The following is a 20,755-nucleotide window of genomic DNA, read 5'->3' on the forward strand; positions in this document are numbered from 1 at the left end:
CCGTTAACCTTCCCTTAACCTTAACTTGTTACAGAGACGGTATTCTCTACGGTATCGACCCTAACAAAATATTGATTTTTTATGCTGTTTCGTCTGAATGCGATTAATCCTTCTAGTCGGTTTGTAGCTAGATTTTCAGCCTTAGCTCTGAGTTTGAGTTTAGCCGCTTGTGGTGGGAGTAATACCACAACTACTACGGCTCCCACTCCGGCGACCGGGACTGAGGGGACATCTACAGCAACTAATAACACAACGGGCACTACCACAACCCCGAATACAGCAGCAGCCCAATTAATTAGTTTGGAACAACCCGTAGCATTAATCGGTGCGGGGGCTTCATTCCCGGCTCCCTTATATCAACGCTGGGCCAGTGATATTAGTAGCAGCACCAAAAATCTACAAATTGATTATCAATCCGTCGGTAGTGGTGCTGGGGTAGAACGTTTTGTACAAGGGTTAGTTCAATTTGGTGCCAGCGATGTCGCCATGACCGATGAAGAAATTGCTAAAGTTCCCAACGGCGTTCTACTATTACCCATGACCGCCGGAAGTATTGTTTTAGCCTATAACATCCCCGATGTAGCAGAAGTCAAATTATCTCAACAAAACCTAATTGATATCTTTTTAGGTAAAATTACTAATTGGAATGATCCAGCCCTAGCCACAGATAATCCGGGTGTCACCTTCCCTGACTTACCCATTCAGGTCATCTATCGTTCCGATGGTAGCGGAACCACGGGAGTTTTCACTAAAAATTTAAGTGCGATGAGTGAGGACTGGAAAAATAGTGTGGGCGAGGGTAAAACCGTTCAGTGGCCCGTAGGTATTGGTGGTAAGGGCAATGAGGGGGTTACAGCCCAAATCGGTCAAACTCCTGGTGGGATTGGTTATGTTGAATATGGTTTTGCCAAAAATGCTAACTTAAAAACAGCCTCTTTGCAAAATAAAGCGGGCAGTTTTGTCAAAGCTACCGATGAATCGGCGGCAAAAACCCTTGAATCCGTAGAATTACCCGAAAATTTACGCGCTTTTATTACTAATCCTGAAGGTGCCCAATCCTATCCGATTGTCACCTACTCTTGGATTATGGCTTATCAAAAGTACGATAAACCAGAAATCGCTAAGTCTGTTGAAGCCATGATTCAATATGGACTAACTGAAGGCCAAAAAACCAGTGCCCAACTAGGTTATATTCCCTTACCTGCGGCGGTTGTAAAAAAAGTGGCAGCAAAAGCGGATCAAATCAGCCCAGACTTTACAATTAAAGTGGAGTAACGGGGTCATCCCTTTAGCTGAACTTGCAACTTGTAAGTTGCGAGAGAACCTGTAGGGAACTCAACTAAAAAACCAAAGGAAAAGACAGCATTTGAGAGATTTTAACCGGTTGCGGTTAAACTTTAAATTGCTTCTTTTCCCCCAAAATAAAGATGCTAATTTTCATCTTTTACAATGGTAATCAAGGTTAAAATTAAGTAACCTTAAATTTCAATTATTGTGATTAATCGTGTATAATCTTTGATATATGACTATACCCCGTCAAAATGTACAAGGACTTCCCCAATCTCGTTCCCCAATAGAAAAAAAACTTGATCAAGGGTTTATTTGGCTAACACAAATTTTTGCCTGGGGGGTTATTGTCGTCTTATTATTACTGGGTTTTCCCATTGCTCAACAAGCAATTCCCGCTATTCAACAGTTTGGGTTAGGGTTTTTATTTGGTAGTGATTGGAACCCTGTGACGAATCAATATGGCGTCTTTCCCATGATTTCGGGGACGTTAATGAGTTCGTTAATCGCCCTATTATTGGCAGTGCCTTTGGGTGTGGGAACGGCAATTTTCTTGAGTGAAGATTTTATTCCCCCTTCGATTCGCACCGCTTTAACCTTTCTGGTCGAATTATTAGCCGCAATTCCCAGTGTGGTTTATGGTCTTTGGGGAATTTTTGTTTTAATTCCTTTTTTAAGACCCTTTGGGATGTTCATGTATAAAAATTTCGGCTGGATTCCTTTATTTAGTACCCCCCCGGCTGGGCCAGGATTGTTTCCAGCCGGGGTGGTTTTAGCCGTGATGACTCTGCCGATTATCACAGCAATTTCCAGGGATTCCTTAGCCAGTTTACCGCCTGATTTACGTCAAGCTTCTTTGGGTTTGGGAGCAACCCGCTGGGTGACTATCTTTCGGGTTTTAATTCCTGCGGCTTTTTCTGGGATTGTCGGAGGAGTGATGTTGGGATTAGGACGGGCCATGGGAGAAACCATGGCAGCTACAATGATTATTGGTAACTCGAATAATCTGAAAACTTCCATATTTGCTCCGGCGAATACGATTGCCTCTTTGATGGCAAATCAATTCCCAGAAGCTTCGGGTTTACAGGTTTCAGCTTTAATGTATGCAGGATTAGTTTTGTTCGCCCTCACCTTATTGGTGAATATTGCGGCGGAGTGGATTGTTAATCAAGTTAAAGCGAAATATCAATAATCTGAATCAGGAGTAATTAATCCGGTTTTAAAAATCTGATAATCTTGAAAAATTTAGTATTTTTTCTGTATGTCAAATCCGACAAAAGATCCAAATTATTCTGAAGTTAATGACTTTAGTTTAATTCGCAACAATAAAAGTTCCAGGCATATTTTTGAATTGTTAATGACCGGGATTGCATCCGCTTGTATTGTGATTACCTTGATCCCGTTGGTGGCGGTTTTGTATTATATTTTCCTCAAGGGGTCTGCCCGTTTAAATTTAGATTTATTCACCAAACTTCCCCCGGCTGCGGGACAAATCTCTGGAGGCATTGCCAGTGCGATTCTAGGCACGATTCAAGTGGTTTCGACTGCGACTTTAATTGCGGTTCCCTTTGGGATTTTAGCGGCTATTTTCCTCTCTGAATTTGGAGGAAATGGTCAAGTTGTGCGTTGGATTCGATTTACCACTAATGTTTTAAGTGGTGTTCCTTCTATTATTGCGGGGGTGTTTGCTTACAGTTTTATTGTCTTGAAAATGGGTTCGTTTTCAGTTCTGGCGGGGGCAATTGCCCTCTCGGTTTTGATGTTACCGACGATTATCCGTACTACCGATGAAGCGTTACAAATTGTTCCCCAGGAGATTCGCTGGGCTTCGGTGGGGGTGGGCGCTTCTAATTATCAAACGGTTTTGCAAGTGGTACTTCCAGCCTGCTTACCTGCAATTTTAACCGGAGTTACCTTAGCCGTCGCCCGAGCCGCTGGAGAAACGGCACCGCTATTATTTACGGTTGTTTATACCAATAATTGGCCCGGAGGTCTTTTTTCTCAAACTCTCCCATCCCTGGCCTATTTGGTTTTTGAATTTGCTAGAGGATTTGATCAAGTTTTACAGGAATTTGCCTGGGCTGCGTCCTTAGTAATTGTGGTTTTAGTTTTATTAACTAGCATAATTGCTCGTTTGGCGACTCGGCAAAAACAGTTTTAAGTCTGAGCTTTTAACCGGTGAATTCTTGTCTATGGGTTAGTTGGTTCTGTCTGACTTTTAGCTGTATCTAACGGTCATCATAATTTAGTATTAACTAAATAAAATACTCTATTTTGATGTTGATTTTTTTGATATTGTATACTTTCAGGAGTTAATTTTTATGTCTGGTGTTTATGACTGTCACTCTACGCAGATGGAAACGGTAATCCAAACGGAAAATATTGATATCTATTACGGTGATTTTAAGGCAGTTCGGGGGGTTTGTTTGGAAATTCCCAAAAATAGAGTTACGGCTTTTATTGGGCCTTCTGGTTGCGGTAAAAGTACAATTCTGCGCTGTTTTAATCGTTTAAATGATTTAGTTCAAGGATTCAAACTCAAGGGGAATATTTTCTATCATAATCAAAATTTGTATGCACCTAATGTTGATCCCGTAGAAGTTCGTCGCCGCATCGGGATGGTCTTTCAAAAACCCAACCCTTTCCCTAAGTCGATTTATGATAACATTGCCTACGGGGTACGGGTAAATAAATTAGCTAAAAATAAAGCCGAATTAGATGAAATTGTCGAGAAATCCCTGCGTCAAGCGGTATTATGGGATGAGGTTAAAGATAAACTGGGTCAAAGCGGTTTTGCCCTGTCTGGAGGTCAACAACAACGGCTTTGTATTGCCCGGGCGATCGCAATTAATCCCGATGTTGTGTTAATGGATGAACCCTGTGCTTCCCTTGACCCGATTTCGACTTTATCGGTCGAAGAATTACTCCACGAACTCAAACAAAAGTACACCATTATTATTGTCACCCACAATATGCAACAAGCAACACGGGTTGCAGATATGACGGCATTTTTTAATGCTAAAGCAATTGAAGGGGGTAAACGTTTTGGCTATTTGGTGGAGTATGATGATACCCAAAGTATTTTTCAAAACCCTAAAGAAGAATCCACTCAACAATATGTTAGTGGTCGATTTGGTTAATCAGTTATCAGTTATCAGTCATCAATCAACAGTTGAGAGTTAACAGTTTATAGTCGTCAGTTGAGAGTCATCAGTTGGGAGTTTATAGTTTATGGCTATTGATTCATAGTGGTTGGCTAAGAAATCAAAACTCCCCACTAATCACTAAGCTGCTCACGCATCTAAATAGATCATCGGGAAATAATGACTATTAACTGTTAACTATTAATTCTCAACTCTCAACTGTTAACTGATAATTGATAACTGATGACTGATTTATGGGTTTTTAATCCATTGACGCAGGAGATTATCTTTAACCATACTTTGGCGTAATACTTCGAGTAGGTAGTCTTGGGCTTCTTCTAAATTTAAGTTTTTGACTTGTTCGCGTAGAATTTGTAATTTGAATTGTTGTTCAAGACTGAGGTTTGCAGACGTTTCCATGTTCACTCCTCCTACTGAGTTGTACAAATCACGATGGATTCGGACTGACTAAGTTTATCTATATCACACTGAATGTAAATTATCGTAACAATTCCTTGACAATCTGTCCATAATGCACATTTTGAAACTAATCTCTGTTACAGAAATTCAAAATGGACTCAGAATCGACTTATGATAGAGGTCAAACCCATAAATCATAGTCAGTCAAGGAATTTTAAGCGTGATGGATGCAATAGAATTTTTTCGGAAAAGTGCTGGAACATGGCGATCGCAACGAACAACCCACCATTTAGCCTTTAGACAAGCTGAGAAAGGATTTTCAGATATTCAAGTCACCAGCTTAGATGCGGATGATCCCAGAGTGATCGAAATTTGTCAGATGCACAATGTTGACCCCAGTTTATCCGCCGGGGGTGCTTATGTCACCTGGGCGGGGGAAATGGCCTGGGATAAGGACGATGAAAACCATAAGGGAGAAACGGTATTTGCCATTGTTCCTGACCCGGAAAATCCCCGTAAAGGTCAAATGTTGCGAGAACGGGGTTATGCAGAAATTATGCCCGTGGCGGGTCAATTTGAGATGGATGAGGACGATGCTTTAATTTTAGTTACTGAATATGAAACCATGAGTGCGATTGAACGCTTCTGGTTTATGGGTTCGGATGTTCGGATGCGAACCAGTGCGGTTAAGCGGTTTGGTGGGTTCAATACCTCCACCTTTTGTACGGAAATTCGGGTTAATCCCGATGCGGAAACCATATTGGAATCTCCCTCGGAGGAAAGTCAATTCTATTCAGCTTTCGGTTGGTAATTTCTGTGTTGGGTGGGTGCAAACTGCTAACTCACCTAATCGTTATTTATCCTTGGTGCGTGGGTTGGGACTTACGCACCCTAAAATTTAATTAAATTTATGATTAGTGTAGAAGAATTAATTGAAAAATATCAGCTTATTCCTCACCCAGAAGGAGGATATTTTCGAGAAACCTATCGTTCTCAGGGTGTAATTTCCCAGCAGGTTTTATCCGAAAAATTTAAGGGCGATCGCAACTATTGTACAGGAATTTATTTTTTATTACCCCAGGGAACAAAATCCTGTTTACATCGAATTCAATCCGATGAAATGTGGCATTTTTATTTAGGGGGTTCCATGACTCTGATCTTAATCCACGAAGACTATGGAGTACAAAATATTATTCTGGGGTCTAATATTTTAGCGGGAGAACAAGTACAGTTTGTGGTTCCGGCGGGATGGTGGTTTGGGGGTTATCCTAATACGGAAAGTCCCTATAGTTTTGTCGGTTGTACTGTTGCACCCGGGTTTGACTTTGCCGACTTTGAATTAGCAAATCGGACTCACCTACTGTCGAGATTTCCAGAGTCAGAAGATCTAATTTTAAAACTAACTTCTGAGCTTTAATATCCCGGAAAAAATGCCGGATTCCAGCCGAATAAATGACAAATATGATAGCAGATTTCTTGACTTTTGTTTTAGCCAGTTTTGCCTCCTTGTTTCCCATTGTTGATCCCTTGGGGGCTGTGCCAATATTTTTAATATTAGCATCGGGCTATTCTATAGAATTAAAACAAAAATGTGCGCTTAAAACTACTCTTAGTTTTGTGGTAGTTTTAGTATTTTTTCTATTAATTGGGGAAAGTATTATGGGATTTTTTGGGTTAGGGATGTCCGGGGTAAAAGTTGCAGGCGGAATTATAATTTTTGAGGCTGGATGGGAAGCGTTAAAGGCTGAACCAAAATTAACTGCTACCGAAGAAGAAGCCTTAACTACTCAACTAGAAGAACATAAGGATATTTCCTTTATTCCCTTAACTGTTCCTTTATTAGCAGGGCCAGGGGCGATCACAGTCACATTAGGATTAGCAGCCCAAGCTAGAGAAGCATTTTCGACAGAAACTTTATTACATTTAGGCGCTATTATTGTTGCTATTATTATAATTGGAATTACAGTTTATGGCTGTTTAATCCTATCCAATCATTTACTCAATCTTTTGGGAGAAAATGGCATTATTGCCTTTACTCGTCTTTTGGGTTTATTTATTTTAGCTTTGGGAGTACAATTAATATTAAGTGGATTAGAAAACTGGGTAAAAACTTTATTTATTACCCATTGATCCGATTTGGTTTATAGGATGAAGCTAACCCGTCCAGGGAATTATGTAATAATTTATGTAGGAGAGCAAAAATCTTACTCAAAAATAGTCTATTTGTTCTAAAATAGTTTTAGAATCTAAATATCTATAATGACTCTTTCACAACCAAAAGTACAACATATCCAGGGTATTATTTTACTGGTAGCTGTTACCCTGCTTTGGGGAACAACATTTCCCTTAGTTAAAGAAACGATTGATAATTTATCCCCCGGTGTATTAATTGCCATTCGATCTGCTTTAGCAGCGATCGCTTTTTCCCTACATTTACGGACTTTAAATTTTAAGTTAGTTCGAGATGGCTTTCTATTAGGAATTATATTATTTGCCTCTTTAGCAATTCAAGCGATCGCTTTAGAAACTCTCTCAGCAAACCGGGCCGCTTTTATTGCCAGTTTAAATGTAATTTTAGTCCCATTATTGGGGCAATTATTCGGTCAACGAGTGCGACGAGGAATGTTTTTAGCCGCCGGACTTGCTTTGGTCGGGGTGGGGGTGATGTCCTGGGAGGGCGGAATGCTAACTGCTGGGGACTTCTGGATGTTGTTAGATGTTCTACTCTATACCAGTTATATTCTGCTGTTGGAGGCTGTTACCTGCAACCACGCGCCTCTACCCCTAACCGCCATTCAGCTTGTAGTGATGACGGTGTTGGGGACTTTATGGGCCATACCCGACCTGATGGGACAGTGGGAGGGCATTTGCAGCAATTATTTACCCCTATTGTACCTGGCTTTGGTAACGGCCGTAACCACTTGGCTCCCGGCGATCGCTCAACATTGGGTTTCCGCCTCTGAAACCGCCGTTATCTATACCTTTGAACCTGTATTTGCCTCCCTATTTTCCTTTTGGTTACTCGGTGAAACTTTAGGAACACGGGGTTGGGTTGGGGGTGCGCTGATTTTAGGAGCCATGTTCATTAGTCAACAACAAACCAATTCTACGGGACTCGATGGTGAAATTAGCAGTCAAGAAAACATCCTAATTACTGGTATTGAACCCTTGATTTTGAGTGATGAAATCTATTTGGATTTTTCTCTCCATAACCATGCAGTCAATATCGAGAAAAATAGTTTAGAAACAATACCTGTATTGGTGAATTCAATTTCCTATCCAGAGTCTGACAAAAATTACTGAAAATCCTAGAAAAACACCGAAAGTTTCAAATGATTTTGGGTTTCGGTGTTTTCGGTGTATTCAGGTTATATGAAATCCAATTATAGATGGATGCTACAGATTATCCCTCTAACCCCCCCTGTAGAGACGTTGCATGCAACGTCTCTACAGGGGGATGTAGCAAACATTTAAGCATTTCAGATTACATTCGTTCTAAGACAGAAATTCCTAATAGAGATAACCCTAATTTTAAGGTTTTTGCGGTTAAATCACATAATGCTAAACGGGAAGTGCGTTGAGGTTCTTCCGCTTTGACAACGGCGCACTGTTCGTAAAATTGATTGAATTTTTGGCTTAATTCAAACAAATATTGACATAAACGGTTAGGTAATAAATCTTGAGCAACTTCCTCTAAAATAGCCTGTAATTGCAACAAATGTTTCGCTAAAACTATTTCTTCCTCTGCTTCTAAAACCACTTGAATATCCGTTTCTAACTTTTGCCAATCAATATTGCCCTTACGACTAATACCTTGAATTCTGACATAGGCATAAAGCATATAGGGAGCCGTATTTCCTTGTAATGATAACATTTTATCAAAACTAAAAATATAATCACTGGTGCGATTTTGGCTTAAATCTGCGTATTTAACCGCACTCAAACCCACGACTTCCGCCACATGATCAATAAACTCTTGGTTTTCCGTGCGTCCTTCTGCTTTGATGCGGGTTTCTAAATCCTTTTTAGCATGACTGACCGCTTCATCTAATAACTCCCTTAAACGCACGGTTTCCCCAGAACGAGTTTTTAATTTTTTGCCATCTTCTCCTTTAACAATTCCAAAAGCAACATGAACTAATTCGACATTTTCTGGTATCCAACCTGCCCGTTTTGCAACTTGCCAAACCTGCATAAAATGATTGGTTTGTCCAGCGTCGGTAACGTAAATAATTCGAGTCGCTGTCTCAGTTTCAATCCGATGTCTTAACGCCGCTAAATCCGTTGTAGCATAATTATAACCACCATCGGATTTCTGTACAATTAAGGGTAAGGGTTCTCCTTCTTTGTTAGTAAACCCTTCTAAAAAGACACATTTTGCTCCTTGATTTTCAACTAATAATCCAATTTTGTCTAATTCTTCAAGAATTTTGGGTAAAAATTGATTATAAAAAGATTCTCCTCTTTCAGTTAATTTAATTCCTAAATCATCATAAATTAACTGAAATTCCCGCCGAGATTGTTCACATAATAATTGCCACGCCCGACGGCTATCTTCTGCCCCGGCTTGTAGCCGTACAACTTCTTGGCGCGAGGTTTCTTTAAAGGTTTCATCCTGATCAAATCTAACTTTAGCTTGACGATAAAACTCTACTAAATCCCCTAAATCTAAGGCATCTGCTGTAGTTAACGCCTCGGGAGAAACTTCTCTTAAATAGGTAATTAACATTCCAAATTGAGTTCCCCAGTCCCCCACATGGTTGAGACGTAAAACTTCATGTCCTTGAAATTCTAAAACCCTGGCAATACTATCTCCAATAATGGTAGACCGCAGATGTCCGACGTGCATTTCTTTGGCAATATTCGGACTAGAAAAATCTACAATCATTTTTTGGTTAGGGTTAACTTTAGGAATGTTTAACCGTTCATTCCCTAACATTTTTTGTAACTGTATTTGTAAATAGTCGGTTTTTAAACGTAAATTAATAAAACCAGGGCCAGCAATTTCAGGAGTTTCACAAATTTCATCAATAATTAAATTGTCTATAATTTGAGTGGCGATCGCTCTGGGATTACTTTTTAAGGATTTAGTTAAAGACATTGCCAGATTACATTGATAATCCCCAAATTTGGGATTAGTTGACGCCACCACCATCGGATCAATTGTGGCAAAATCTTCACCAAATGCCGCTACTAATGCTTGATTAAATTTAATCTTGAGAATTTCTACTGTAGATGTCATGATTAACGCTTTCGGTTTTAGGCTTTATTTAAAGATGTGCTTTTGATTTGATTGTACCTTGAATTAAGTTCATTCAGGGAATATGCCAGCGTTGGGCCTGATTCTAAACCGATTCCAGTGGCCATCTGGGGTCGGGCAGTGGTGGCTAAATCAATCTGAAAATAAATTAATTTACAAATGTATTGAAATTCAATTGAAAGTATAATACACTTTCCCTATCAATTTATGATAAATTCTGTACAGAGGTAAGAATCTTGATCACTAAATGGTCTGCACGGTTAAACATCCCTTCTTGGCTGCAACTTCTCTCAAAAGCCGTGAAACGCCGTTCTATTCTACGTTTTATGGGTTTATTCGCTGGGAGTTTGTGCTTAAGTTTTGCTTTAGCCGCTTGCAGTAGCGGAAATTCTGCCAGTACCTCAACTCCAACCCCTGTAGCAGCTAACACGGCCACACCCTCCAGTGCAGTAGTTAGAATTGGCTATCAAAAATCCGCCACCCTCCTCAACACCTTAAAATCCCAAGGAGCTTTAGAAAAGCGTTTACAACCCCAAGGGATAACAGTTCAATGGTCGGAATTTTCGGCTGGCCCAGCAATTTTAGAAGGCTTAAATGTCGGACAAATTGACTTTGGTTATACCGGAGAAACCCCGCCAATTTTTGCTCAAGCAGCGAATGCTCCCTTAGTTTATGTTGGCTATGAACCATTAGGGCCTAAAGCCGAAGCCATTTTAATTCCCAAGGATTCACCTATTCAAAGTGTGGCGGATTTAAAAGGGAAAAAAGTTGCCTTAAATAAAGGTTCAAATGTGCATTATTTACTGGTAGCAGCCTTAGAAAATGCCGGGTTGCAATATACCGATATTACTCCGGTTTTTCTACCTCCAGCCGATGCTCGGGCAGCCTTTGAACAAGGAAGCGTTGATGCTTGGGTGATTTGGGATCCTTATGCAGCCGTTGCTGAAACTGCTATTGGGGCAAGAATTTTAACCGATGGTACAGGATTAGTGGAAAACCGAGGCTTTTTCTTGGCATCTCAACAGTTTGTTGATCAAAATCCCCAGGTTGTTACCGCCATATTAGAAGAACTGAAAACCACCAGCCAATGGGCACAAACTAACCCCCAAAAAGTAGCAGAGTTTCTATCTAAAGAAACCGGAATTGATATTGATTCCCTGTTATTAGCCGAAAAAAGACGCAATTATGGTGTTGATCCCTTAACTCCAGAAACAATTTCTGGTCAACAAAAAATTGCCGATACCTTTTACCGATTAAAACTCATTCCTAAAGAAATCAGTATTCAATCGGTGGTTAAAAATCTGTCCTAATCAGTTAACAGTTATCACTTATCAGTTAACAGGTCTTAATTCTTAATTACTGTTTCTCGAAATCGACAATTTTAGGAATAAAAAAATGCAAATTCTTTGGTTTTTTCCCACCCATGGAGACGGACGTTATTTAGGAACCAGCTATGGCGGACGGGCCGTTAATCTGGACTATTTACAACAAATTGCCCAAGCCGTTGATCACCTGGGCTACACCGGGGCGCTGATACCCACGGGACGCTCCTGTGAAGATGCTTGGATTGCGGCGTCGTCCCTAATTTCCGTCACCCAACGGATGAAATTCTTAGTCGCCCTGCGTCCCGGGATGACCACCCCTAGCACCGTAGCGAGAATGGCCGCTACTTTTGATCGCCTATCGGGAGGGCGGTTACTGGTGAATGTCGTCACCGGAGGCGATCCCGTGGAAATGGCGGGGGAAGGCCTGTATTTGTCCCATGATGATCGTTATGAGTTAACCGATGAATTTCTCCAGGTTTGGCGCGGGGTAATGGCGGGGAAAACCGTTGATTTTAAGGGGAAATATCTGGATATTCAGGGGGCAAAATTGCTATTTCCGCCCGTGCAAAACCCCCATCCGCCTTTGTGGTTTGGGGGTTCATCCCCGGCAGCCATGCAGGTCGCAGCCAAACAAATTGATGTGTATTTAACCTGGGGAGAACCCCCAGCCCAGGTGGCGGCAAAAATTGCCCAGATGCGTCAATTGGCTGAAGCTCAAGGTCGTACCCTCAAGTTTGGCATTCGTCTCCATGTGATTGTCCGCCGTACCTTAAATCAAGCCTGGGATGCGGCGAATGAATTAATTGAATATGTCGATGATCAGGCGATCGCAGATGCCCAAAAAGCCCTATCTCGCACCGACTCCGAGGGACAACGACGGATGAGCGAACTCCATGGGGGCTCAAAAACCGCCCTGGAAATTAGCCCGAATTTGTGGGCGGGTGTGGGGTTAGTCCGGGGCGGAGCGGGTACGGCTTTAGTCGGGGATGCCGATACCGTGGTTAAACGGATGTTGGAATATCAAGCATTGGGAATTGAAACCTTTATTTTCTCCGGTTATCCCCATTTAGAAGAAGCCTATCGGGTTGCAGAATTATTATTTCCCCATCTGCCTTTGGATTATCAAGCGCCTTCTTTAGAGACTAATATGATGAGTCCTTTTGGGGAAATTATTGCTAATGATCGCCATCCTAGTTCACAAAAAATTCCCACTCCTACGGCTTCCTAAATTATGGCTACAAAAGGGTTAAAAAAATCTTTGAATCATCCGATTATTCCTTGGCTTGTACCCGTGGGATTCTTGTTGATTTGGCAATTTTTATCTCAAATAGGTTGGTTATCAAATCGGGTTTTACCTGCCCCGACGGATGTGGTACAAGCCGCGATTAAATTAACCTTAAGTGGTGAACTATTCAAACATATTTTGATTAGTACCCAACGGGCGATCGCTGGCTTTATTGTTGGTGGGATTATTGGGGTCGGTTTGGGCCTGCTGAATGGTATTTCCCTCCGGGCTGAAAAAATTCTCGATACTTCTTTACAAATGATCAGGAATATTCCCCACCTAGCCTTAATTCCTTTAGTGATTCTTTGGTTTGGTATTGGGGAAGAAGCTAAACTTTTTTTAGTTTCTTTTGGGGTGTTTTTTCCCCTTTATATTAATACTTTTTACGGGATTAAAACCGTAGATGCGGGATTAATTGAAATGGGAAAAGTCTATGGATTAAGCTCTTGGGGTTTATTTTGGCAAGTAATTCTGCCCGGGGCTTTACCTTCAATTTTAGTTGGGGTGCGCTATGGATTAGGAATTATGTGGTTAACCTTAATTGTGGCTGAAACCATTGCCGCTAATTCTGGCATTGGTTATATGGCGATGAATGCCCGGGAATTTATGCGTACCGATGTTGTGGTTTTAAGTATTTTAATGTACGCCTTACTCGGAAAATTAGCCGATGCGATCGCCTGTGGATTAGAAGCCAAATTATTGCAATGGCATCCGAGTTATCAATAGAAATACGAGGAGAATATACATTATGAACACAGAAATTAGAGGGGCAGATCTGAAACTTTTAGGATTAAGTAAATCCTTTGGTCAAACCTCTGTTTTATCCCATTTAGACTTAGATATTAAACCCGGAGAATTTGTTGCCATTGTCGGGCGTAGTGGCTGCGGAAAAAGTACCTTATTACGATTAATTTCGGGGTTAGATCGTCCCACTTCTGGGGGGGTATTGGTCGATGGAGAACCCCTACATCAACTAAATCCCTCCGCCAGAGTCATGTTCCAAGATTCCCGTCTATTACTGTGGCGGCGGGTATTGGAAAATGTCGGTTTAGGACTGCGGGGGGACTGGAAGCCTAAAGCCTTAGAGATGCTGGCACAGGTGGGGTTAGGGGATCGATCCCAGGACTGGATCGCGGTGTTATCGGGGGGACAACGGCAACGGGTGGCGTTAGCCAGGGCGTTGGTCAGTCAGCCCCGTTTACTGCTTCTCGATGAACCTTTGGGGGCGTTAGATGCTTTAACTCGAATTGAAATGCAATCTTTGATTGAACAATTGTGGTTAGAAAAGCAGTTTACGACTTTATTAATTACCCATGATGTGGAAGAATCTGTGGTTTTAGCGGATCGAGTTTTGTTATTAGAAGCAGGACAAGTCACGATGGATGTAGATATTCCCCTTTCTCGTCCTCGCCATCGCGGTGATCCTACTTTTGGAAGATTAGTTGAACAAATTTTAGCACAGGTTTTAAAGAGTCATTCTTCTGTTAAAAATCAATTCCAATTGGCAGAATCAGGTTCACAAAGATATCGCTAAACTGAATCAATTTACTTTTTTAATTCACAAATAGGAGTTTTTCAAATGACAAAAATTGTGGCGATTGTAGGTAGTCCTTCCCATCCCTCTCGGACTTATGGAATTGTCGAATATGCCTTGAATTTATTGGCTGAAAATGGATTTGAAATCGATATAATTTCGGTTCGGGATCTGCCTTCGGAAGATTTAATCTTTGGACGCTATAATAGTCCCGCTTTAGAACCTGCAAAAGCATTAATTCAAGCCGCATCGGGGTTAATTATTGCTACACCAGTTTATAAAGCAGCCTATACTGGGGTATTAAAATCTTTTTTAGATTTATTACCGCCTAAGTTTCTATCGGGTAAAGTGATTTTACCGATCGCAACTGGGGGAACAATTGCCCATTTATTAAGTATTGATTATACCCTAAAACCGGTTTTATCAGAATTAGGCGCGGAATATTTATTAAATGGGGTTTATGTAGTTGATAAACAAATTCAACGTCAAGAGGATAACAGCTTTTTATTCGATGAAGAAATTCAACAACGTTTACAAAAATCAATTCAAGATTTAGAACAAGCCATAAAGATTATTTAACACATTTTTCTATTTCTTTTGATAATTCCACTGTTGATGTGTCGCAACATGGGAACTACAATTTATTTTATGGCAGTAGCCATAAGCTTTAGGGCAAATTGACATGGATTTGGTACCCGATCCCCTGCCAATTTGCCCTCACGAAAGTATGACCTCGCGAAAGCGGGGGTGGGGTACCGAATGACACCTATAAATCTTGTCCCAACCACCAGACGCGGTTGCTATAGCAGTCGCCACATCTATTAGGACATTCTTGAAAGCTAAAAGCTACTTATAGTAAGTATTTACCTATTGCCCATTGCCCATTCCCTATTGCCTCTTGCTATATATATGCCATTTTTTTTCATTTTGGGGTATTTGAAAACAGTTACGACTTTTTAGCCTACGGAAAATCGGGGTTTTCCCTAAAAGTGGCAAAAGAGGGTTAAATGGACAATGTAGCATTAACCCCGAAATTTATCAATGTTTAAAGCACTTAGGAATCAACTGATCTATTTACAGGTTATTCAACGTTTTTTGAATTATTTAAGATCTGTTAATGTTGTCCCTGAATATGAAAATAATCTTAACCATTTGTCCTATGAACGGTGGCGACATCATTTTTTGCTGGTGCGGTTACAGCTTGTATTTTCTGTGGGAATATGTATTTATTTTAGTGCTATTTTTATTAATTTTTTACGCTTATTTTTTTGGAAAGAGCCTTTTTTTGATCAAAATTTATATTTACAAATATTTGCCTCTTTAGGTTTATTAACTTGTTTGAAATTATTAAAAACATCCTGGGGATATTACCATTTAAAATGGCTGTTTTTAGGATTAGGAATTTCCCTGGAACTCAGTAAACAAATTATTCAAACCGTCCATAATAATGTCAAGCCTGATTTATTTGCTTGGGTATTAACCTTTGTCAGTCAAGCCACATTAATTCCAGTGCGTTTAATTTGGCATTTAACATCACAATTAATTATCTTAGGATATTACTTTGGAATCAATAAATTACTCGGCTATGAAGTTATTCCTCCTAACTATGATTCCCTAATGTTATTATTATTTTTATTCTGGACTTGTTTAATTTGTAACCTATCGGTTTATCTGTATGAACATTTACAACGAACTTGGTTTAACTCGCGACAGAAATTAGAACAGGCTTATGAACAACTTGCACTAACAGAAGCAAAATATCGCAGCATTTTTGAAAATTCCCTAGAGGGGTTATTTCAATCTACTCCTGCTGGACGTTTTATTAGTGCAAATCCAGCCCTAGCCCGTATCTATGGCTATTCATCCCCGGAAGATTTGATGCAAAATCTTTCCTATATCCCAGATCAAATTTATGTTAATCCTCAACGTCGAGAGGAATTTGTTCGTCTGATGAGTGAACAAGGAACGGTTTTAGGATTTGAGTCTGAGGTTTATCGTTGTGATGGGAGTATTGTTTGGATTTCTGAAAATGCCAGAGTTATTAGAGATTTTAAAGGAAAAATTATTGCCTATGAAGGAGATGTTAAAGATATTACTCAACGTAAATATTCTGAAGCAGAAATTCAAAAATCACTAGACCAAGAAAAAGAATTAAATCAACTTAAATCTCGTTTTGTCTCCATGATTTCCCATGAATTTCGTACTCCTTTAACCACGATTTTAGCCTCAGCAGAAGCCTTAGAATATTATGGTTATAAATGGGATGAAGAAAAAAAATTAATCTATCTACAACGAATTCAAACAACCGTTAATCATCTGACAGAACTTTTAAATCAAGTGTTATTTATTGGTCAAGGAGAAGCCCAAAAAATCCCTTTTCAACCGAGTTTAATTAATTTAGAAAGTTTTTGTTATGGTATGATTGAAGAAATGAAACTAAGTTTAAAAGACAAACAACACTTATGCTTTATTTATTCTGAAAATCAGGCTATAAATACCTCTAACTTACCCATTCAAGTTTATTTAGATGAAAGACTATTACGACATATTTTATATAACTTAATTAGTAATGCGATTAAATACTCTCCTCAAGAGGGGAATATAGAATTAAACTTAAATTATAATCAAAATCAAGTAATTTTAATCCTAAAAGATCAAGGTATCGGTATTCCTCAAGAAGACCAACAACATTTATTTGAACCCTTTTATCGGGCTAAAAACGTGGGTGTAATTCCAGGTACAGGTTTAGGGTTAACCATTGTCAAAAAATCAGTTGAGATTCAAGGTGGGATGATTCAAGTCCAGAGTAAAATTAACGTAGGTACAACGATAACCGTCATTTTCCCCTATGAAAAAAATATTAGTGATTGAAGATGATCTGAATGTTCGATCTATTATTTTAGATATTCTCGAAGCTGAAGAATTTTTAGGAGTGGGTGCGGAAGATGGAGAAACCGGGGTCAAACTGGCTAAAGAAATTTTACCTAATTTAATTATTTGTGATGTGATGATGCCAGCATTAGACGGGTATCAAGTATTAGAAGAATTAAGGAGTTATCAAGCTACAGCAACCATTCCTTTTATTTTTTTAACGGCGAAATCAACCTCGGCTGATTTACGCCAAGGTATGAATTTAGGGGCAGATGATTATTTAACAAAACCCTTTACGCATCAGGATTTATTAGCAGCTATTCACAGTCGAATTCAAAAACATGAAACCTTTGAACAAAAAAACAAAAAACAATTGGATGAATTGCGTAATAATATTACCCTATCTCTCCCCCATGAGTTAAGAACTCCTTTGAATGGAATCATCGGGACAACACAACTATTAATGTCGGATTTTGAGGAAATGTCACCGGATGAAATTCAAGAGATGTTAGAAAATATTAGTATCTCTGCAACTCGTCTGTATCGACTGACCTGTAATTTTCTTCTCTATGCGGATTTAGAATTACTCAACCGAGATCCGCAACGACTTAAATATTTTCCTAAAGGCGTGATATCAGATCCAGAAATTTTAATTAAAAATGTGGTTGAAAATAAAAGAAAAGAAAGTAGTTACATTGATCATGAATTATATTTTGAAATAGAAAAATTAGCCCTTAATATTCCTGAAGAAATTTTTAATAAAATTATAGAAGAATTAATTGATAATGCTATCAAATTCTCTGATTTTAATGACCTAATCTCGGTGAAAGGGTATAAAATCATGAATCGTTATTGTCTTGAATTAATTAATTCAGGACGAGGAATGACCGCAGAACAAATTGCCAGAATAGGCGCTTATCAACAATTTGAACGCCATATTTATGAGCAGCAAGGTTCTGGATTGGGATTAATTCTGGTGAAGCGTTTAGTTGAGTTTTATCAAGGAGATATGGAAATTGAAAGCATTCCTGGAAAAACAACAATTGTGCGAATATTTTTATCCCTATTTCCTTATGAAACTTAGACTAAAAATCTAAAAATAATTCACCTATACCTATAGCAATCCTATTTGAGTTGTGTTCAAATATCATTGTTAATCTTTAGCTATTAAACTAGGGTAAAAATTAGAAGTAATTAAAGTGAATTGATCTCTAGTTTTAACCCAACGAATTGTATCCACTTTTTTTAATTCTTGTTGCGCTTCAATTCTAAATTCAATATTAAATTCTTCCAGGGTTTCTGAAGAACATAAGCATCCGATGATTTCTTCCTCAAACAAATAAAATCGAAAACAGATAGGAATAGATAAATTATTTTTAAACCGCAGATCTTTATATCCATAAACAACCGTTGCGTCCGACCCTAGGGGAGCAAACCGAGTTTCCTCCGTATAAATATCTTGGGAATGGGGATATCTTTCTAAAGGTATGAAACCCGCTTTTAAGATTAAATAATAAATCAGTCCAGAGAGTTGACACAAACCGCCACCGACATCGGATTTTAGTTGATTATTAACAATAGCTCGTCCTTCTCGATAGCCATTTTTTATACTAGGTTCTCCGACTAAATACCAAAAGGAAAAAATTTCGCCTGGGGGAATTAAAATATTTTCAATTTGAGCGATCGCCGTTGCTAAATTATGTCTTTTATTCTCAAAATAGCTAGTTTTTTTAACCCTTTGAACGATTTTAATTTGTTCTCTAAAATCTTGCTGTTCTTCAACAGTCATAATTTTTTGTTTAACAAACCGCCACCTTTGTCCTGATAACCGATCTAAAACCCCGGTTTTTATAACTTTTAAATATCGTCTAAAATCAGAAGAAAATAATGTCTTAAAACTCCGATTTGAACCCATTAAGTCTAAAGTTTTTTTCATTTTTTTCCTTAATTAAATGAATCCTGGGTTGATAGATATTATTATTGTGCGATCGCAGTTATCACTTATAGCAAGAGGCAATAGGGAATAGGCAATCTCGCTATAGGTAAATACTTACTGTGAGCAGCTTTTAGCTTTCAAGAATGTCCTAATAAATGTGGCGACTGCTATAACACCTTTGCAATAATCCTTATTCGCATCTTTTTATCTATTAATAAAGATCATACTTTAACAAAGTACAAGGCAAAGCCCCATTATACACCGCAATTCTTCGAGACGTTCTCAAACCCACTTGTTTTCCCAAGGCTTTATTTCCCGTCAGAATATAAGCCGTCCAGCCTTTAAATCGTTGTTTAAAAGTATCTCCCAACTGTTTATATAAAGCACCCAATTCTTCAGCATTTCCCAGACGTTCACCATAGGGAGGATTACAAATAATTACCCCATGATTCGCCGGAGCTTCCACCTCAGATAACTCCATTTGTTGTAACCGAATTTGTTCAGCAACGCCACAGCGTTGAGCATTTTCTGAGGCTTGATAAATAACATCCTCATCTTCATCTGAACCCACAATTGGGACGGTTAAGGTAGTTAATTTTGCATCTAAAGCATCCTGTTTTAGACTTTCCCACAATTTAGGATCAAAATCTTTCCACTTCATAAATCCAAAGGTTTCTCGGAATAGTCCGGGGGCAATATTTAAGGCTTTTAAACTTGCTTCTATTGGTAGGGTTCCCGACCCACATAAAGGATCTAAAAAAGGTACATCAGGATGCCATTCTGCCATATCCAATAAAGCTGCGGCCAGAGTTTCTTTCAAAGGTGCAATCCCAACAGCCGGACGATATCCCCGGCGATGTAAACTGGTTCCAGAACTATCTAAACTGAGAATCCCTTGGTTTTCGTGGATATGAAGATTAATCCATAAATCGGGATTATTAATATCAATATCGGAACGTTCTCCAAATTCCAAACGCTGTTGATCAATAATTGCATTCTTGACTTGTAAGGCGGTAAAATGGGTATGGTTTAAAATTTCATTTTTGCCTGTGCAGTTCACCGCAAAAGTATTTAGGGGCGATAAATAGTCATTCCAATTAATATTTTGAATTTCCTGATACAACTGCTCCCCATTGGCACAGGGAAACTCAGCAATCGGAACTAAAACCCGAAATAGGGTTCTTCCCCAAAGATTAACTCGATAAAGCAGTTGGCGGGAACCGGTGAAATGAACCCCTGCAAAATCGGGACGAACATCATGGGCGCCTAAACGTTCTAATTCTTGAGCGGCAACAAATTCTAAACCCTTGGCAACCGTGGCAAAATACTGGGTCATTCGGGAAAAAATTTTGAATATTACTATTCTATAATCCCATAACAAAGACAGGGTTCAAAATAGCTAACCACACAAAACAGCTAAAAACTGGATCAATTACCGTCTTGAACCCAGCAATATTAATCTAATCTCGATAGACTCTTCAAAATCAGAGTTTTCACAAAAAACGTATGTTTCCTTTTTGTCAGAAAGGACACCGGCGACTGGCCGTGTTTCGTCTCGGTGTCCTTAACTGGTTCGCTCCTCACACGCTTGTTACTCTATCCAAACCCCGTTACATTTGTCAACACCTAAAATATTTTTTTTTCTTATTTCAGGGTTTTAGCCCCTAAAATAAGGCTTTCGGGCTGAAGGATTC

General features: G+C 39.3%; 19 protein-coding genes. 15 read left to right on the forward strand and 4 right to left on the reverse strand.

The genetic code is table 11. The features are described 5' to 3' along the window. Positions 1-81: 81 nt before the first annotated feature. The 4 genes from pstS to pstB all read left to right on the forward strand — a co-directional run bounded on the left by pstS (position 82) and on the right by pstB (position 4,427). On the forward strand, positions 82-1,275 hold the full coding sequence (pstS, locus tag AC2D3N_RS09550) for a phosphate ABC transporter substrate-binding protein PstS (RefSeq protein WP_484693467.1): 1,194 nt from the start codon (positions 82-84) through the stop codon (positions 1,273-1,275). A 247-nt stretch (positions 1,276-1,522) separates the two neighbouring features. Beyond that, on the forward strand, positions 1,523-2,479 hold the full coding sequence (pstC, locus tag AC2D3N_RS09555) for a phosphate ABC transporter permease subunit PstC (protein WP_484693468.1): 957 nt from the start codon (positions 1,523-1,525) through the stop codon (positions 2,477-2,479). A 69-nt stretch (positions 2,480-2,548) separates the two neighbouring features. Further along, a complete protein-coding gene (gene pstA / locus AC2D3N_RS09560) occupies positions 2,549-3,448 on the forward strand; it encodes a phosphate ABC transporter permease PstA (RefSeq protein WP_079677076.1) in 900 nt (299 codons plus the stop codon). A 160-nt stretch (positions 3,449-3,608) separates the two neighbouring features. After that, positions 3,609-4,427 (forward strand): phosphate ABC transporter ATP-binding protein PstB, encoded by an 819-nt coding sequence (gene pstB / locus AC2D3N_RS09565; protein WP_079677075.1) that lies wholly within the window; start codon positions 3,609-3,611, stop codon positions 4,425-4,427. A gap of 255 nt (positions 4,428-4,682) precedes the next feature. Here the strand turns inward: pstB and AC2D3N_RS09570 are convergent, their stop codons facing one another. Beyond that, positions 4,683-4,850 carry an NblA/ycf18 family protein gene (locus AC2D3N_RS09570; RefSeq protein WP_484693469.1) on the reverse strand — a complete coding sequence of 56 codons (168 nt, stop codon included), beginning with the start codon at positions 4,848-4,850 and terminating at the stop codon, positions 4,683-4,685. Between the two features lie 223 nt (positions 4,851-5,073). Between AC2D3N_RS09570 and AC2D3N_RS09575 the strand changes: the two genes are divergently transcribed. From AC2D3N_RS09575 to AC2D3N_RS09590, 4 genes are all read left to right on the forward strand, one after another. Then, a complete protein-coding gene (locus tag AC2D3N_RS09575) occupies positions 5,074-5,661 on the forward strand; it encodes a phycobiliprotein lyase (protein ID WP_484693470.1) in 588 nt (195 codons plus the stop codon). A gap of 99 nt (positions 5,662-5,760) precedes the next feature. Beyond that, positions 5,761-6,267, forward strand: coding sequence for a cupin domain-containing protein (locus AC2D3N_RS09580; RefSeq protein ID WP_079677072.1), 507 nt, complete (start codon positions 5,761-5,763; stop codon positions 6,265-6,267). A 44-nt stretch (positions 6,268-6,311) separates the two neighbouring features. Then, positions 6,312-6,980, forward strand: coding sequence for a MarC family protein (locus AC2D3N_RS09585; RefSeq protein WP_484693471.1), 669 nt, complete (start codon positions 6,312-6,314; stop codon positions 6,978-6,980). A gap of 129 nt (positions 6,981-7,109) precedes the next feature. Further along, positions 7,110-8,153, forward strand: coding sequence for a DMT family transporter (locus AC2D3N_RS09590; protein WP_484693472.1), 1,044 nt, complete (start codon positions 7,110-7,112; stop codon positions 8,151-8,153). A 181-nt stretch (positions 8,154-8,334) separates the two neighbouring features. On the opposite strand, the gene argS is transcribed toward AC2D3N_RS09590, so the two are convergent. Then, complete coding sequence (gene argS / locus AC2D3N_RS09595; protein ID WP_484693473.1) at positions 8,335-10,092, reverse strand: arginine--tRNA ligase; 1,758 nt, start codon at positions 10,090-10,092, stop codon at positions 8,335-8,337. A gap of 254 nt (positions 10,093-10,346) precedes the next feature. Between argS and AC2D3N_RS09600 the strand changes: the two genes are divergently transcribed. The 7 genes from AC2D3N_RS09600 (at position 10,347) to AC2D3N_RS09630 (ending at position 18,209) form a co-directional block, all read left to right on the forward strand. Continuing rightward, positions 10,347-11,420 (forward strand): sulfonate ABC transporter substrate-binding protein, encoded by a 1,074-nt coding sequence (locus AC2D3N_RS09600; protein ID WP_484693474.1) that lies wholly within the window; start codon positions 10,347-10,349, stop codon positions 11,418-11,420. Positions 11,421-11,505: 85 nt separating this feature from the next. After that, positions 11,506-12,663, forward strand: a complete 1,158-nt coding sequence (ssuD, locus tag AC2D3N_RS09605; RefSeq protein ID WP_484693475.1) for an FMNH2-dependent alkanesulfonate monooxygenase — start codon at positions 11,506-11,508, stop codon at positions 12,661-12,663. Between the two features lie 3 nt (positions 12,664-12,666). Continuing rightward, on the forward strand, positions 12,667-13,446 hold the full coding sequence (gene ssuC / locus AC2D3N_RS09610; protein WP_484693476.1) for an aliphatic sulfonate ABC transporter permease SsuC: 780 nt from the start codon (positions 12,667-12,669) through the stop codon (positions 13,444-13,446). Between the two features lie 22 nt (positions 13,447-13,468). Continuing rightward, the gene (locus tag AC2D3N_RS09615) at positions 13,469-14,254 is read left to right on the forward strand and encodes an ATP-binding cassette domain-containing protein (protein ID WP_079677065.1); all 786 of its coding nucleotides are present in this window, start codon (positions 13,469-13,471) and stop codon (positions 14,252-14,254) included. A gap of 45 nt (positions 14,255-14,299) precedes the next feature. After that, on the forward strand, positions 14,300-14,833 hold the full coding sequence (ssuE, locus tag AC2D3N_RS09620; RefSeq protein ID WP_079677064.1) for an NADPH-dependent FMN reductase: 534 nt from the start codon (positions 14,300-14,302) through the stop codon (positions 14,831-14,833). Positions 14,834-15,295: 462 nt separating this feature from the next. After that, positions 15,296-17,125 (forward strand): PAS domain-containing sensor histidine kinase, encoded by a 1,830-nt coding sequence (locus AC2D3N_RS09625; RefSeq protein WP_484693477.1) that lies wholly within the window; start codon positions 15,296-15,298, stop codon positions 17,123-17,125. Then, complete coding sequence (locus AC2D3N_RS09630; protein ID WP_079679617.1) at positions 17,103-18,209, forward strand: hybrid sensor histidine kinase/response regulator; 1,107 nt, start codon at positions 17,103-17,105, stop codon at positions 18,207-18,209. Before AC2D3N_RS09625 ends, AC2D3N_RS09630 begins: the two co-directional genes overlap by 23 nt. A 69-nt stretch (positions 18,210-18,278) precedes the next feature. On the opposite strand, the gene AC2D3N_RS09635 is transcribed toward AC2D3N_RS09630, so the two are convergent. After that, entirely contained in the window at positions 18,279-19,061 is a 783-nt protein-coding gene (locus AC2D3N_RS09635; protein ID WP_484693478.1) for a VanW family protein, read from the reverse strand. A gap of 211 nt (positions 19,062-19,272) precedes the next feature. Next, positions 19,273-20,397 (reverse strand): THUMP domain-containing class I SAM-dependent RNA methyltransferase, encoded by a 1,125-nt coding sequence (locus AC2D3N_RS09640; protein ID WP_079677059.1) that lies wholly within the window; start codon positions 20,395-20,397, stop codon positions 19,273-19,275. Positions 20,398-20,755 lie beyond the last annotated feature (358 nt).

The organism is Planktothrix sp. PLAVEN19ND (assembly GCF_057220675.1).